Origin of the sequence: Aquimarina muelleri DSM 19832, from assembly GCF_000430665.1 — a bacterium.
Classification (GTDB): domain Bacteria; phylum Bacteroidota; class Bacteroidia; order Flavobacteriales; family Flavobacteriaceae; genus Aquimarina; species Aquimarina muelleri.
In genome coordinates this window covers 65,396-82,122 of record NZ_AUML01000016.1, presented here as the reverse complement: position 1 = coordinate 82,122, position 16,727 = coordinate 65,396, and the positions used below count along the sequence as shown (strand labels likewise).

Genomic DNA, 16,727 nt, shown 5'->3' with positions numbered 1-16,727 from the left:
AAGGTTTGGTTTTTAGGTTGCGTTTGGATACTTAAACTTTGCTGTACGCTATTTAAGATATATAAGGCAAATTTTTATTAAGTTGTAGAAATAGAATCGCCCGAAAATATTTTCAGGCGATTCGTTGCTGCTAAAGTCTAATTGAGTTAAAAGAAGTTAGCTTAAATATTAACTGTACAAATAATTTACTTTTTAATAATTACTTTCTTTATATCTTGACTCCCTCTCTTTACAAAGTAAATTCCAGGATTTAATCGAGATACATCTATCTTCAGGGTGTTGCTTCCTAAAGTTGATTTTACTTCTTTGTTGTATACTACTTTTCCAAGAATATTAACAATTCTGATCTGAGAAACAGTATCTAAAGAATTGAAAGAGACGTTAAGGTCATTCGATGCTGGATTTGGATATACATTAAGTCTAGTAGAGTTGTTTATTCCATTTCCGAATGTTGAAGCAAAAAATACAGAATCACAAGATCCAATAGATACCCATCCTATAGCTGTATATTGGTATATAATACCAAAGTATTTTACTTTAGTTCCGATAGGATAATTAGTTCCAGCTTGGTATTCTGGGATATTATCACAGTTGCCACCTGCAGTGTCTTCTAAAGTGGTAAATGTTATCACAGCAGAATAAGGAGCATCTACCTGATTGCCGCCTGATCCACCACAAGGGCCAATATTTTTCCATGAAGAAGCGGTTTTTTCATATAAATTACCTTGATAAGTAACTTTATCACCTACATTGTATGCGACACCTGATTGATGTGCTGGTACCCCAGCACAAGGATCTGTACCACCTGTAGAGCAAGTGTATTTTACTCTTGCTTCATATTTGGTGTTTGCTGCTAAACCAGATAAATTTCTAGATACTCCAGATACAGTATTGGTTGTATACGAATTATCTGTTGTTTTTTTGTATTCTAAAACATAGCTAGATATACCGTTTATACCTGTCCAGCTTACTGTTGCAGAGTTAATAGTTATGTTAGACGAATGTACTCCAACAACAGCTTTACAATCACCACCACCATCTGCGGTAGTTGTAAAAGTAACTACTGTAGAGTATGGAGCAGCTTCATCACTAGTACAGGTGTATTTTAAACGTACTTCATATGTTGTATCCACAGTTAATCCATCTAATGTTTTACTAGTACCTGTTACAGAAGAAGTAGTGTAAGATGCGTCTGTTGATTTTTTATACTCAAAAGTATAGGTAGAAATCCCAGTAACTGCATTCCAGTTTATAGTAGCACTATTTTTAGTGATATTGGATGCTGTTACTCCACTTATAGCAAGACAATCACCACCGCCATCACAGTTCGCATTACCTGTAAACTTAGCGCCAACACCTACCGCGTTTAATGCATTAGTTACCACTTTTACTTCACAAGAGTTAGCTCCGTATAAATCTTTGGCTGCATTAATTACTGCATTTCTGGCATCCGTATATTGAGAACTTCTTGTTAAATATTTCGTTAAAGAGCGATATGCGATTTTTCCTGCTTTTTCGATACCAATACCTTCTACATCATAAGCTGTTCCACTATCATTAGATCCTTTAGCTCCTTGAGAAACAATATAAAACCAATGGTTCATTACACCACTATTAATGTGTACTCCACAAAAATCATTTTGGTCACTAGGTTGACACCCTTGAGTTTGTAGCCAGTTTGTTCCTCCGTATGTGTCAGGTTGTTTGTGTAATTTAGGATTAGAAAGATCTCTTTTAAGTCTTGGATCTGGGTGTTTATCTGCTAGTTTCCATACCTTAGCATCTACTACTTTATTAAATGTATAATACTCTACCAAAGACCCAAACATATCACTATACGATTCGTTTAGTGCTCCAGATTCTCCTTGGTATACCATTGCTCCAGTTTCTTGCGTAACTCCATGAGTCATTTCATGACCAACTACATCTAATGCAGTAACAGGAGTTCCTTGAAGTTGTTTAGCGTTTCCGTAATACATCCATGTACCTGCCCAGAAAGCGTTGTCATCACCGTACCGACCAGTACCATTTACATACATGTTAATATTACTTCCCTTGTTATCGTAACTAGAGCGGTTAAATTCGGTTTTAAACATATCCCAAGAACGTTCTGCTCCCCAGTATACAGCAGTTCTATGATTTTGTTCTCCACCAATTCTAAAATCTTTAGATTGACTTGAGTAGATAGAACGAGAGTTTATAGGCTCTATTAATGCTGTTTGTGAAGCATTAACTTGTAGTTCCGCTCCTTGCATATCATACAAAACAAGTTTTCTGTCTCCAGATTGTCTCATTTCATATCGACCACCTGTTTGTGTAATAGTAATATTTTTTGGGCCATAATACCCTGTGTCTGTAGTGCCATCTATATGGTGTATTTTTTCTTCAACAAAAAGAATATCACCATTTGCAGCATCAACAAAAACTTCTTTACGTCCAAAAGGTTCAACAGAGTACATGTCGAATTTGTATGCTAATCTTAATGCATCAGCATTCATTTCGTTGTTAGCAGTAATATAAACTAGTTCTCCTTCGTCACTTACTTTCTCACCATTGAAAGTTTCGTTTTTAGTTCTTGGAGTTCTGGCTTCCCAAACATAACTCTTCGCTTTGATTACATCTTTTGCTTTTTGTAGTGCCTGAGCAGAAGATAAACTATTACTTTTTGCAAAAGATTTAGCAGGGGTTGCTGTAAACCACTCTCCGTTGGCAGAAGTTACTTGCCCATTTTTAACGTGTATTAGATACATAGAACTCTCTACAGGAATCCCATTAATAGATTGTTGTAGGCGATAATGTGTAAAGCCTAATTCATCTTTAACTATTTCAGTAGTAATAACCCCTTGTCCTGATACTGCACCAAAGTTTTCTGACATAAAATTCTCTGGAGAAGAGAAAGAAGAAGATTTTTTAGCTATGTTTTGAGTAGCTTCAAAATCGATAGCTCTTGGAGCCATTCCGTTACCTCCATTTTGAATAATGTTATACTTCTCCTGTCCATACGAAGAAATAATCATCATCATTGTAAATACAATTAAGATGTTTAATTTTTTTTTCATGATTTGTTGATTTTGTGTTTATATTAAGTCAACGAAAGTATCCAAAACAAGAAGGTAATTCAATTAACACCTGTCTTAAACGATGATTAAGACAGCTTAACTACCATTTTAAGACAGTTTAATTTATTGATTATTAAATAAGTGTGTGTTTTGAGGTCATTTTGGAGATCATTCCCAAAAATTGTGTGTGAATGAAAAAAAGCCTCTCCAAATTTATGGAAAAGCTTCTCATTGGTTTTCTACAAAACCACTCACGACAAGCGTGAGACAACACAACACTTTTATGCTAAAAAAAAGCTTCAATCTAGATTGAAGCTTTTTGCAATTTTGCGGTCTGGACGGGACTCGAACCCGCGACCCCCTGCGTGACAGGCAGGTATTCTAACCAACTGAACTACCAGACCAAAGCCGTATTGCGGATGCAAATATACACCTCATTTTGATTCTCACAAATGTTTTTTTGCTTTTTTTTTACTTTTTTTTGTTTGGGTTATGCAAATTTCTGTCTTTCAACAAAGTATGTGGTCAAAATTTTATTAAAATCTTTAGTGGTGTCCGCTTCTACATACTTTATGCCGTATTGTATACATTTCATTTTTAAATCATAAAAGTAAGAAGATACTGCTTTTTGGTAATTTTCTTTAATATTATCAGCATATAGGTTGATGAAATCACCAGTTTCAATATCTACAAATCGGGTAGGTTGGTTGCTAAAGTTAAAAGCTAATTCTTTTTCGCTATCAAAAGTATGAAAAAGTACAACTTCATGCTTATTGTGCTTTAAGTGTCTAAGTGCTTCAAATAGTTTCTCAGGATCAGAAGTTGCTTGCAGCATGTCTGTAAATAAAAAGATTAAAGATCTGCGATGTATTTTTTCGGCAATCAGATGAAGAAACTTAAATGTGTCTGTATCTTTATTTTCAGAAACGTTAGTGATGGTTTCATTTAGTTTACTAAGTAGCATTTGGTGGTGCCTTTCACTGCCTTTTTCTGGGGAATAATAGTCATATTTGTTACTATATATACTTAGTCCTACTGCATCTCGTTGTTTTTTTAAAACATTCATTAAACATGCGGCTGCTAGAGCTGAAAAACTAATCTTATTTAAAGATTGTAAATGATGTTCTTTTATTTTAGGATAGTGCATAGAAGAAGAGTTGTCAATTATAATATGACATCTTAGATTTGTTTCTTCTTCATATCGTTTAGTAAAAAGCTTATCGGTTTTAGCAAAAAGTTTCCAGTCTATATGTTTGGTGCTCTCTCCATTATTGTACACTTTATGTTCTGCGAATTCTGCAGAAAAACCATGAAAAGGACTTTTGTGTATACCTGAAATGAAACCTTCTACAACTTGTTTGGCAAGAAGCTCTAGATTAGTAAATCCTCCTGTTTTATTTATCTCTTGTTGAATGTTCATTGCGGAGTTTTTTTTGTATGAGAAGGTCTTTTATATGTATGTTAACGATACCAATATACGGATACAAAATTAGTATTCATAAAAAAAAGGTTTGACATCAAAGTCAAACCTTTTTGCTTATTATAAATAATATGTTTTTTACAAAAGAGAATCTAATGCTTCTGCGTATACATTTTTTGGAGAAACACCTACTTGGCGACCAACTACTTCTCCATTTTGGAAAACTAATACAGTAGGGATATTTCTTACACCATATTTAGCTGCAAACTCTTGATTAGCGTCTACATCTACCTTTCCAACAACTGCTTTTCCGTCATATTCCTCACTAATTTGTTCTATGATAGGGCCTACCATTCTACATGGACCACACCAAGCTGCCCAAAAATCAACTAATACTGGTTTTTCACTTTTAAGTACTACTTCATCAAAAGTTGCGTCTGTTATTTCTAGTGCCATAGTAATTTACTTTTTTTTAAATCTTAATATATCTAATGTTTACAAAATTAGTCAATAATTCAACTAAAACTTACACATAGTGTGCATAATATGTGTAAAATTAGTTAATAATTCTGCGAAACTCTATATATCTAATATTTCTTTTGGTTATAGGGTTATTTGGTTTATTGATACCGAATATAATATTATAAAGGATAAAATATTTCAAAAGTATCAATATAATGAATGTATTTGCGACATATGGACTGTTATTTTCTTTTTAGTTTAGTTTATAATATATAGATTCATCTTCTAGAGCTGTTAATAAATCGGGCGAAATATTAACTTTCTGCTTTCTACTAGGCATGTGTAATTTTAATTGTTCTGCCATTTCGTAAATCACAAAATTTAAAGTATGATTCCCTGTATGTGAGGTTAGTAATTCTTTTAAATCGTCAATTCTGGAGTCAGACAATTCATTTATATCAAGTTGTATAGTGAGTTTTCTGGCGTAGCTTTCCATAACATCATGCAATAATTGAAAACTATTAAATTGTATTCTGGGATCTCCTTTTTTACCAGTATCTCGATTTACCCACCCTTCTTTTATAAAGGCTTTGACATATACAAAGGTACTTTTTACTAAAAAGGGTCGGTGTTTTAGATATTCTTCTCCAAAAACTCTGAATTCATGTGCGGTATTATAATCTTCAATTGTAAATGTAGCCCAGCCTTTACCGTTTTTTGATGTACGATGTTCAACGTTAGAAATTACCCCGCCAAAAGAAATTTCACGATTAAGATTGTTTTCTAGGTCTGCAAAATTATGTAAGGTGCCATTGCAAAAATATTTCATTTCATATTTAAAATCATCTAATGGATGACCAGAAATATATATTCCTACTACTTCTTTTTCTCTTGCTAACTTTTCCATAGTACCCCATTCTTCGCAAGGAGGAACAATAGGTTCCGGAATTTGTACATCACTAGCTTCTCCAAATAAGCTAACTTGTGAAGAGTTTTCACTTTCCTGAAATTTAGCTCCATAACGCACTGCTTTTTCCAAAAAAGTAATTCCATCTCCTTCTTCATGAAAATACTGCCCTCTATGTGTGTCAGAAAAAGAATCAAAGCCTCCTGCCAGAGCTAAGCTTTCAAAAGCTTTTTTATTTGCAGCACGAAGATCAATACGTTTTGCGAAATCAAAAATAGATTTATAATGTCCATCTTCTTTTCTGTTTTCTACTATTGTAGCTACGGCACCAGTTCCTACTCCTTTAACGGCTCCCATTCCAAAACGGACAGCCCCATCTTTATTTACCGAGAATTTACGATAAGATTCATTTACATCAGGTCCTAATACGTCTAATTTCATGCGTTTACATTCTTCCATAAAGAAAGTAACTTGCTTAATGTCATTCATGTTGTTAGAAAGTACCGCTGCCATATATTCTGCAGGATAGTGTGCTTTGAGATATGCAGTTTGATAGGCGATCCATGCATAGCATGTAGAGTGGGATTTGTTAAACGCATAAGCAGCAAAGGCTTCCCAATCTTTCCATATTTTTTCTAATTTATCTTCGGCATGTCCTTTTGCAGAGGCTTGCTGTATAAATTTAGGTTTCATTTTATCCAGAACAGCCTTTTGTTTTTTTCCCATTGCTTTACGCAAGACATCGGCTTCACCTTTGGTAAAATCTGCAAGTCTTTGCGAAAGAAGCATTACTTGCTCTTGGTAAACGGTGATTCCGTAGGTTTCTTTTAAGTACTCCTCACAGGCTTCCAAGTCATATATGATCTCTTCTGTGCCATGTTTTCGATTAATAAAGCTTGGTATATACTCTAGAGGTCCGGGGCGATATAAAGCATTCATTGCGATAAGGTCGGCAAAAACAGTAGGCTTAAGTTCTTTCATGTATTTTTGCATCCCAGGGGATTCATATTGAAATACTCCTACGGTTTCTCCTCTCTGGAAAAGAGCATATGTTTCTTCATCGTCTAAAGGAAAGTTTTCAGGATCCAGATCAATATCGTGTTTAGCCTTTACGATTTTAACAGTGTCTTTAATAAGGGTTAATGTTTTTAACCCAAGAAAATCCATTTTTAACAGACCTGCACTCTCTACCACAGAGTTGTCGAACTGGGTACAGTACATGTCAGAATCTTTTGCTAGCGCTACAGGCACGAATTTGGTAATATCATCTGGGGTAATAATTACTCCACATGCATGGATTCCTGTATTTCTAACAGAGCCTTCTAGTATTCTTGCTTGATTTAGTGTTTCAGCTTCCAGATCATTTCCTTCAGCAATATTAAGAAGTTCATTAACCTTTTCTAGTTCTTCGCTTCTAAATTTTTGTTTTAAGGTTGCTTCGTCTACGCCAAAAATCTTTCCTAGCTTAGACATGTTAGGAATAAGTTTAGAAATACGATCTGCATCACTAAGAGGTAAGTCTAATACCCTTGCTGTATCTCGTATCGAGGATTTGGCAGCCATAGTACCATAGGTAATGATTTGTGCTACTTGGTTGGCGCCATATTTATTGATTACATAGTCCATAACACGACCTCTACCCTCATCATCAAAATCAATATCAATATCGGGCATACTTACACGATCCGGATTAAGAAAACGCTCAAAAAGTAGATCGTATTTGATAGGATCCAGATTTGTGATCCATAAGCAATATGCTACGGCAGATCCAGCAGCAGATCCACGACCAGGGCCTACCGAGACATCCATGTTTCTGGCAGCACGAATGAAGTCTTCAACAATTAGAAAATATCCAGGATATCCTGTTTTTTCAATTACTTTTAGTTCGAAATCTAAACGCTCATCGATCTCTGGTGTTATTTCTACATATCGCTTTTTAGCACCTTCATAAGTGATATGTCTTAAATATTTATTTTCACCACGTTTACCTCCGTCAATTTTATCTTCTTCCGATTGAAATTCTTCTGGGATATCAAATGCGGGTAATAATACATCTCTGGCAAGTTCATAGGGTTCTATTTTATCTACAATTTCTTGAGTGTTTATAATACTCTCAGGTAGATCTTTGAAGAGATTTTTCATCTCTTCTTGAGGTTTAAAATAATATTCTTGATTTGGTAACCCGTATCGATATCCTCTACCACGACCAATTGGGGTTGCTTGTTTTTCCCCGTCTTTTACGCATAAAAGAATATCGTGTGCATTGGCATCTTTTTTTTCGCAATAATATGTGTTATTGGTTGCGACAGTTTTGATATTATGTTTTTTAGCAAGTTCAAGTAATACGGGATTTACTCTATTTTCGTCCTCTTGATTATGGCGCATGATCTCAATATATAAATCGTCGCCAAATTCTTTATGCCACCATAATAAAGCTTCTTCTGCTTGTTTTTCACCTATATTAAGTATTTTACTAGGCACTTCTCCATATAAATTTCCTGTAAGTACAATAATATCTTCTTTATATTGTTGGATTATTTTTTTATCGATACGAGGAAGGTAGTAAAACCCGTCTACAAATCCAGTAGAGGACATTTTTGCTAGATTGTGATACCCATTTTTGTTTTTGGCAAGCATCACTATTTGGTATCCATTATCTTTTCTGGATTTATCGGTGTGATTTTCGCAAACAAAGAACTCACAACCTACTATCGGTTTTATTTCAACCCCTTCGGGTTCTTGTCCATTTTCGATTGCTTCTTCATTAGCAGCAATTACACTTTTGTTATGGTTAGAAACAGCTTGAACAAAATGAAAAGCCCCCATCATATTTGCATGGTCTGTCATGGCAACAGCATTCATTTTATGTTGGGCTGTTACTTTTACTAGATCAGGAATACTGGTTGTGGATTGAAGAACAGAAAACTGGGTATGATTATGTAAATGCACAAAATTGACCTCGTTTAGAGCTGCAATATTGTCATTGATCTCTTTTTGTGATAAATCGGAAGCGTCTTTTTTGGCAAGTGCTTCTCTGATTTTTTTAGAAGCTTTTTTGAGGTTAATATGTTTTAATCCTATTAACTGAATAGTTTCGGGATTAGCTTCAGAAAAACTTTTAAAATACTCTGGTTTTACATCCAGCTCTTCTGTAGTAAAAATCTGTTTTCTGATTAATTCCAAAAAACATCTGGTAGTAGCTTCTACATCGGCAGTAGCGTTATGTGCTTCTCCAAAGGCAACTCCAAAAAGATGCTGGTGTAGTTCGGTAAGTGTTGGTAGTTTAAATTTACCTCCACGACCTCCTGGAATCTGGCATAGCTGTGCTGTAGTCTCGGTACATGTATCCAGTACGGGGAGATCTTGTAGGATATTTTCTGCACCAAGGCGATAGAACTCTGATCCCATGATGTTGACATCAAAACCTACGTTTTGCCCTACAATAAATTTAGTTTTGGATAGGGCAATATTAAATTTTTCTAGTACTTCTTGTAAGGAGATTCCATCTTTTTCTGCTAGCTCGGTAGAAATACCGTGAATTTTTTCTGCATCGTATGGGATGTTAAACCCTTCGGGTTTTACTAGGTAGTCTTGATGTTCAATACAGTTACCCATAGCGTCGTGTAACTGCCATGCTATTTGAATACATCTAGGCCAGTTATCGGTGTCACTAATCGGGGCATCCCAGCGTTTTGGTAACCCTGTGGTTTCAGTATCAAAGACTAAGTACATAAAAAGAAGTGTTTTTTATAGAAATTATCCTTTATAAAGGACTTTCAAAAATAACTAAAATACTAGTTTGTTCTTTTAAAAAGTTATTCAGAATTATTAACCAGTCGTTTTTATAGGTAATATTTAAGGTGAAAACAAACAAAAAGCGATTATCAATCTAAAACAATCGCTTTTTGTAAGTAAAGTTAAATAATAGTAATTATTTTGGGGTGTTTTTTAATTAATAACCAAATTCGAAAGAGCCTTCTGATATTTGAGCGCTACTCCTGGTGTTAAATTCAAAGCTTCCAGCAATACATTTGGTATTGATATCGTGATTAGTGACAATAAGTTTGCCTGATAAAGCAGAAGATTTATCGTTATTTAGCGCGTAAGAGGCACTAAAATCTCCAGATCCTGTAAGAGAATATTCTCCTGGAGCTACATCTGCTTTAAATACTATAGTGATCTCTTGGTTATCATTGGTAGCTGTAATCAATATAGATGCATCTTCTACTCCGTATAAGCTAGCAGTGTGGTTATCTGTGATCATTTCAGAGCCATTAACCATTGCTGTTAAAGAGGCATTAAGTAAACATGGGTTAATTTGTTCTGTTACTTCTTCTTCAATTGTTCCGTTTTCTAAAGGTAGCCTATAGAACCATCCATCACTAAAATTGGATATATTACCGTTTTCGTCTTTAAGGTTTCTGAAATTAAACTTTCCGGAAATTTCGTTATTATAAATTTCAGTAATAGTTACATGACCTTCAGTTTCTTGGTTTTTAGAAACAAATTGTATTTGGTCTTTTTTAAAACTTATCTTATTGATAGTGTTTTGAGAGGTCATATAAGTTCCTATTTTAGTAGAGGTAGTAGTGAAACTTATAGATTTGTCTCCAGAACTTCCTGATATAACTAAAGTTCCGTCATCATAAATAACAGCTTTTTTAATGGAAGATCTAAATAGCTCTCCATCAATTTTTGCTTGTAAGGCAGGATCGTTAATTTCTATATCTGTAGAACAAGAAATTAAAAATATGCATATAAGTATAGGTAGTAGAGTAGTTTTTTTAATCATAGGCTTTGGGCTTTATTATGATTTTTACTGTTTAATTAAACAACATGTATTCTTACAAATGTAATATTAAAGAATCGATAAAACAATTTTTCCATCGAAAAAAAGCATATTTTATCGATGAAATACACAAAAATAAATATTAAGACGAAGAAAAGTAATGGGTTTAAGTGATTAATTCATAAAACAAACAGTGCTTATTTACGTTAGATGCATATATTAGGATCGATAGCGATCAAAATGTTAAGATTGAGTAATGAAAAAAATAGTTTTTTTACATTGATAATTGATTTTTCTTTTTTTAGCGAAACGATTTTCGATTATACCTATAAAAAGACTTGTTAAATAAAAAACTATGTAAGTAATAAACTTTTGATTTATAGGTTTTTTTCGTTTTAAAAAAACTATATTTGCGCCCTTAATTATGAATAGGGTCGCGTACCCAAAAATTAATTTTTATGCCTGTTAAAATTAGATTACAGAGACACGGTAAAAAAGGAAAACCTTTTTACTGGATCGTAGCAGCAGATGCTAGAGCAAAAAGAGATGGTAGATTTCTTGAAAAGTTAGGTATTTATAACCCAACTGTAAACCCAGCACAAATTGACTTAGACGTTGATGGAGCTGTTAAATGGTTACAAAATGGAGCACAACCTACCGATACAGCAAAAAACATCTTATCTCATAAAGGAGCTTTATTAAAAAATCACCTTGCTGGTGGAGTAAAAAAGGGTGCTTTAACAGAAGAACAAGCAGAAGAGAAATTTAAAGCTTGGTTGTCTGAAAAAGAAGGATCAGTTAATGCTAAGAAAGATGAACTAGCAAAAGCAGAAGCAGATGCTAAAGCAAAAGCTTTAGAAGCTGAAAAAGAAGTAAATGCTAAACGTGAAGCAGAAGCAAAAGCCCAAGAAGCTGCTGCCGCTGCTGAAGCTTCAGCAAAAGAAGTAACAGAAGAAGCTAGCAACGAGGAAGAATAGTTGCATTATTAACGATGAAGAAAGAAGAATGCTTCTATCTAGGAAAAATCGTAAGTAAATTTAGTTTTAAGGGAGAGGTGTTGATTAAATTAGATACTGATGAACCCGAAAGTTATTTAAAAATGGAATCAGTTTTTGTTGATTATAACAACAATCTGGTTCCTTTTTTTATAGATAAAAGCGCACTACATAAAAGTGATTTACTACGAGTGAAATTTGAGGACGTAGATTCTGAAGAAGATGCAGATGACCTCATGAAAACAGATATTTACCTTCCACTTACATTATTGCCTAAACTGGAAGGAGATCAATTTTACTATCACGAAGTTATTGGGTTTACAATACAAGATGTTACTTTTGGAAAAGTAGGGATTGTTAAAGCTGTTAATGATTCAACTGCTCAGGCTTTGTTTGAGGTAGATCGAGATGGTATAGAAATTCTTATCCCTATGAATGATGAGTTTATAGGTAAAATAGATAGAGAATCTAAAGTGATTTATGTGGAAACTCCTGAAGGATTAATTGATTTATATCTTTAGTCTAGCTAATTGTAAACTCTAACAAAAGTCTAAAAAGCGTGTTTCGGGCATGTTGTTGCTATGATTAAACCTTTCCAATTTAAAGAATTTACCGTTCAACAAGACCGTTGTGCTATGAAAATAGGTACAGATGGCGTATTACTTGGTGCCTGGGCACCAATTAAAGAATCTGTTACTTCTGTTCTGGATATAGGAACAGGAACAGGAGTTATTGCATTAATGGCAGCACAACGTTGTCAAGCAGAGATTATAGATGCTCTCGAAATAGATGCAGATGCTTATGAGCAAGCAGTTGAAAATTTTGAAGAATCTTTTTGGGGAGATCGATTGTTTTGTTATCATGCTTCTTTTCAGGAGTTTGTAGAAGAAATAGAAGAGACATACGATTTGTTAATTAGTAATCCCCCTTTTTATGTAGAAGAGTATAAGTCTTCTAATTTAAAAAGAGATATAGCTAGATTTGAAGATGCTTTACCTTTTGAACACCTATTAATAGGAGGAGCAAAATTATTATCAGATCAAGGGCAATTTGCATTGATTCTTCCGTATAAAGAAGAAGAAGAAATTCTTACTATAGCCAGGCAAGTAGGTTTGTTTCCGCAAAAAATTACCCGAGTAAAAGGAACACCATCTTCAGCAATAAAAAGGAGTTTGTTATTGCTAGGTAAGGAGCAACAAGATTTTGAATCAGATGAATTGATTATAGAGAGCTCCAGACACGAATATACCGAGGCATATATCAATCTTACCAAAGATTTTTATTTAAAGATGTAGAGATATCGCTTTAATATAAAACACTAAAAATAAATATTTTATAAAAAAAAAGGAAGATATATTACAATCTTCCTTTTCTAAATTCAATCACTCTACAAAGTTTAACTTTTTTGTATAAAGAAAAACTCTTGTTTTTTAATAAAGTTTATTTTTTAGAAACCCAGTTTCCGTCTGCATCACAATAAACTTCCATTTCTTTATCTCCTTGTTTTATTACTAATTTAAATTCAGAAGCATCTTCTTTAGCTCCAGCACTTTCGATAGTTGCTCCAGCATAATCTTTAGCTACAGCGTCTAAAACTGGTTGTGGCAAGTTTTCAATAGCAAGATCAATATATTTGTCTTGCATAGGTATAACTATTTCTGCATTGTCATTATATGCTACTTCTTGAGCATTCATAGTTTGAGTTCCTGTTAATAATCCAAAAGCTAATACTGGTAATACAAATAAATTTTTCATTTTTATAAATTTTAAGTTTTAATAATTCCTTTAAACGATTATGTTCTATCTAAAGGAATAACTATGCCATTTGAGTAAATGAAAGACGGAAGTATATGTAAGTGTCTTTTTTTTAGAATGTTATGATTTTTTTGAAATAAAAATATATTTTTAAAAAATGAAATTTTAGTGTAGAAAAAAATATAAACTGCGGAATTTATACCCAAATTTCAGTACAGTTTTTAGTTTCAAAATAATAAATCAGATATAAAGGATAGTAACTAGGTTTTCTTTTTTACATGATAGATATTATTTAAAGTAAAATATAAGACTCAAGAAGTTTGTTAAAAATCAAATTGACTTTTTTATAAAAGAAAAATAGAAAGGATAATTTTGATTTAGAGTTTTTTTGATTTAAGTGGATTAGATTTATTATAATAATGATCTGATCCTTTTAAAAATGGTAAAAAAATTGGTAGCTTTTTTTTCATTACCTACATTTGTTTAGGACTAGTATACAGTACTTTTGAAAAAAAATGAAAAGATAGATAATATGTATAATAATTTTTTCAACCTATCTATATAGAGTAAAATAATAGTTATGTAAATTATATATTATTGTTGAAGAAATAATAAATAAAAAACAGATGAAACCAGACTTATTTCAGGCACCAGATTATTACCAGCTAGACGAATTGTTAAGCGAGGAGCATAAAATGGTTAGAGATGCAGCTCGCAGTTGGGTAAAACGAGAAGTGTCTCCTATTATAGAGGATTTTGCACAACGAGCAGAGTTTCCTAAGCAGATTATTAGTGGGCTTGCAGAGATTGGAGCTTTTGGACCTTATATACCAGAGGAATACGGTGGAGCCGGACTGGACCAGATAAGTTATGGTTTGATTATGCAAGAGATAGAAAGAGGAGACTCTGGTGTGCGATCTACATCTTCTGTACAATCTTCATTAGTAATGTATCCTATCTGGAAATATGGTTCTGAAGAACAACGCAAGAAATACTTACCTAAATTAGCATCTGGAGAGTTTATAGGGTGTTTTGGTCTTACAGAACCAGATCATGGTTCTAATCCAGCAGGGATGACAACTAATTTTAAAGATATGGGAGATCATTATCTTTTAAATGGAGCTAAACTTTGGATTTCTAATGCTCCATTTGCAGATATTGCAGTAGTATGGGCAAAAAATGAAGAAGGAAGGATTTATGGATTAGTAGTAGAACGAGGTATGGAAGGGTTTTCGACCCCAGAAACACATAATAAGTGGTCGCTACGTGCATCTGCAACAGGAGAGTTGATATTTGATAATGTAAAAGTGCCTAAAGAAAACTTATTACCTAATAAAAGCGGTCTTGGAGCACCGTTAGGATGTTTGGATTCTGCGCGATATGGTATTGCATGGGGGGCTATCGGGGCTGCTATGGATTGTTATGATACAGCATTACGGTATGCAAAAGAGCGTATACAGTTTGATAAACCTATTGGAGCAACACAATTGCAACAAAAGAAACTTGCAGAAATGATTACCGAAATAACCAAGGCACAATTATTAGCTTGGCGATTAGGGGTTTTGAGGAATGAGGGTAAAGCTACTAGTGCACAAATTTCTATGGCAAAACGTAATAATGTAGAGATGGCAATTAAAATAGCAAGAGAAGCCAGACAGATTCTTGGAGGAATGGGAATTACAGGTGAGTATAGTATTATGCGCCATATGATGAACCTTGAAAGTGTGATTACTTATGAAGGAACTCATGATATCCATTTATTAATAACAGGTATGGATATTACAGGGATGTCTGCTTTTAAATAAGATTCTACTAAAAATACTATAATCTATAAAGTTTTGTTAGTTGAAATTTTTCGCAGGCCAATATTGGCTTTTGAAGAGTTTCAACTAACATTTTTTTATGATAGATAAAAAATATTTTTTAGTAATTTGGGGTCCAATACCATTTGTAGTTTGAGTTTACTGGAAAAGAAAATTAAGATTTATTTTTATTCTGATACTGAGGCGAAAAAGAACATTTTATTACGGTAAATTCAAATTGTAAATGGTATAAGATAGTTTAAAACTTATCCTGGTAAAAAACTATGTATATCTTTTGTTTTTCTTTCTTTAACAAAAAAGCCAAACTTAAATCCTACTGTTTTAATATATACATAACTTTGTATACTATAGTCATATTCTAAAGGGGCATTTAAAGCCTTCATGGTTCTAATAGTTCGGTAAAGCTTTGTTTTTGAAATCCCCAATCTTTTAGCTAATTCCTCAGGATTTCCTGTTGCTTTCATACGAATCAGTTGATCGATTCGCTCCATAAGTTCGATGTTTTTAATAATGTGCATAACTGTTTCTTTAATGAAGACTAAATTCTTTTATTAATCAATTTTTATTTGTGGGGATTTATAAGTGTATGTCTCTAAAGAAGGTTATGTTACCGTAACAAAACGTTTTTTAACAAAAAAAAGATAATCCTAAGTTAACTTGTTGATCTTTTTTGATTATGTTTAATTTTTAAGATAATAATCTTATTAAATTTAGAGCTTGTTACCCTATTTATGTATTAAAATTAAATAAAAGCTCTATATTCAAAATGAGTTCGATAATTAGGTGACTATAATTCAAAATAAATAGTGACTTTTGTAACGTATAAATACTTTATAATATGAAAGATGATTTTAAGCAAGATTATGATTTTGAATTACGTCTCGCTTCTGAAAGTGAAATAGCTTCTCTTGCAGAGCATTTAGCAAGAAAGAATTGGGAGCGTACCCAAAAAAACAAAGAAGATATAGAATTAAATGCTAATGCACCTGAAGCACTAGATATAATAGCTGAAGAGAAAAAGGCGATTCTTGATTTGATAAAAAATAAGGTCTTAGTACAAGATTATAAAAAATACAAAGCTTCTATTTTTGTTTATAATTATATAAAGGAGCAAAATAAAGGTGTTATTGCTACAATGACTCTTCGGGTTATTAAAACAGAATACGGAATGAGATCTCTAAATCATGAAGAAATTGTTTTAAACCTGAAGAATTTAAAGAAATTGGTGCAGAATGAAAATCTACAAGATAAAGGACGCCCTAAAGGACCAGGAAATAGAGCTTTACAAAGAACAATTGAAATTGATAAATATTTAGAGTCTAATCCCAAAAAAGATATGGATAATATCTGTAAAGAATTTGGCATTTCTAAATCTACTTATTATAGAACTAAGTGGTGGTTAAAAGGGAAAGTTGTTTTGTAAAAACGGATACTGTTTATCTTTTGAGCCTATTATAGTACAATATCTCTTCGTTTGTTTTTTAGAAGAAATCTGATCATTTTATTTAAGTTTAAAA

At 33.1% G+C, this 16,727-nt stretch carries 12 protein-coding genes and 1 tRNA gene; 5 read left to right on the top strand and 8 right to left on the bottom strand.

Annotated elements, in window-relative coordinates; all coding sequences use genetic code 11:
* Nucleotides 1-185 precede the first annotated feature (185 nt).
* From H527_RS0108025 to H527_RS0108000, 6 genes are all read right to left on the bottom strand, one after another.
* Nucleotides 186-3,059, bottom strand: coding sequence for a M4 family metallopeptidase (locus tag H527_RS0108025; RefSeq protein ID WP_027412225.1), 2,874 nt, complete (start codon nucleotides 3,057-3,059; stop codon nucleotides 186-188).
* A gap of 330 nt (nucleotides 3,060-3,389) precedes the next feature.
* Nucleotides 3,390-3,463, bottom strand: a tRNA-Asp gene (locus H527_RS0108020).
* Nucleotides 3,464-3,549: 86 nt separating this feature from the next.
* On the bottom strand, nucleotides 3,550-4,479 hold the full coding sequence (locus tag H527_RS0108015; protein ID WP_027412224.1) for a DUF58 domain-containing protein: 930 nt from the start codon (nucleotides 4,477-4,479) through the stop codon (nucleotides 3,550-3,552).
* Nucleotides 4,480-4,617: 138 nt separating this feature from the next.
* Nucleotides 4,618-4,935 (bottom strand): thioredoxin, encoded by a 318-nt coding sequence (gene trxA, locus H527_RS0108010; RefSeq protein WP_027412223.1) that lies wholly within the window; start codon nucleotides 4,933-4,935, stop codon nucleotides 4,618-4,620.
* A 259-nt stretch (nucleotides 4,936-5,194) separates the two neighbouring features.
* On the bottom strand, nucleotides 5,195-9,580 hold the full coding sequence (gene dnaE / locus H527_RS0108005) for a DNA polymerase III subunit alpha (protein ID WP_027412222.1): 4,386 nt from the start codon (nucleotides 9,578-9,580) through the stop codon (nucleotides 5,195-5,197).
* Between the two features lie 220 nt (nucleotides 9,581-9,800).
* Nucleotides 9,801-10,640 carry a DUF6252 domain-containing protein gene (locus H527_RS0108000; RefSeq protein WP_027412221.1) on the bottom strand — a complete coding sequence of 280 codons (840 nt, stop codon included), beginning with the start codon at nucleotides 10,638-10,640 and terminating at the stop codon, nucleotides 9,801-9,803.
* A 455-nt stretch (nucleotides 10,641-11,095) separates the two neighbouring features.
* Here H527_RS0108000 and H527_RS0107995 point away from each other — a divergent pair, with 455 nt between their 5' ends.
* The 3 genes from H527_RS0107995 to H527_RS0107985 are packed head-to-tail and all read left to right on the top strand — an operon-like array spanning nucleotide 11,096 to nucleotide 12,927.
* Nucleotides 11,096-11,614, top strand: a complete 519-nt coding sequence (locus H527_RS0107995; protein ID WP_027412220.1) for a 30S ribosomal protein S16 — start codon at nucleotides 11,096-11,098, stop codon at nucleotides 11,612-11,614.
* 14 nt (nucleotides 11,615-11,628) lie between these two features.
* The gene (gene rimM, locus H527_RS0107990; protein WP_027412219.1) at nucleotides 11,629-12,153 is read left to right on the top strand and encodes a ribosome maturation factor RimM; all 525 of its coding nucleotides are present in this window, start codon (nucleotides 11,629-11,631) and stop codon (nucleotides 12,151-12,153) included.
* A gap of 60 nt (nucleotides 12,154-12,213) precedes the next feature.
* Nucleotides 12,214-12,927 carry a tRNA1(Val) (adenine(37)-N6)-methyltransferase gene (locus H527_RS0107985; RefSeq protein WP_027412218.1) on the top strand — a complete coding sequence of 238 codons (714 nt, stop codon included), beginning with the start codon at nucleotides 12,214-12,216 and terminating at the stop codon, nucleotides 12,925-12,927.
* 145 nt (nucleotides 12,928-13,072) lie between these two features.
* On the opposite strand, the gene H527_RS0107980 is transcribed toward H527_RS0107985, so the two are convergent.
* Nucleotides 13,073-13,387 carry a hypothetical protein gene (locus H527_RS0107980; RefSeq protein ID WP_027412217.1) on the bottom strand — a complete coding sequence of 105 codons (315 nt, stop codon included), beginning with the start codon at nucleotides 13,385-13,387 and terminating at the stop codon, nucleotides 13,073-13,075.
* A 626-nt stretch (nucleotides 13,388-14,013) separates the two neighbouring features.
* Here H527_RS0107980 and H527_RS0107975 point away from each other — a divergent pair.
* A complete protein-coding gene (locus H527_RS0107975) occupies nucleotides 14,014-15,192 on the top strand; it encodes an acyl-CoA dehydrogenase family protein (RefSeq protein WP_027412216.1) in 1,179 nt (392 codons plus the stop codon).
* Between the two features lie 263 nt (nucleotides 15,193-15,455).
* Here the strand turns inward: H527_RS0107975 and H527_RS21670 are convergent, their stop codons facing one another.
* Nucleotides 15,456-15,701: an HTH domain-containing protein gene (locus H527_RS21670; RefSeq protein ID WP_155837831.1), complete on the bottom strand. Its 246-nt coding sequence runs from the start codon at nucleotides 15,699-15,701 to the stop codon at nucleotides 15,456-15,458.
* A gap of 347 nt (nucleotides 15,702-16,048) precedes the next feature.
* Between H527_RS21670 and H527_RS0107965 the strand changes: the two genes are divergently transcribed.
* The gene (locus H527_RS0107965; RefSeq protein ID WP_027412215.1) at nucleotides 16,049-16,633 is read left to right on the top strand and encodes a hypothetical protein; all 585 of its coding nucleotides are present in this window, start codon (nucleotides 16,049-16,051) and stop codon (nucleotides 16,631-16,633) included.
* The last annotated feature ends 94 nt before the right edge of the window (nucleotides 16,634-16,727 follow it).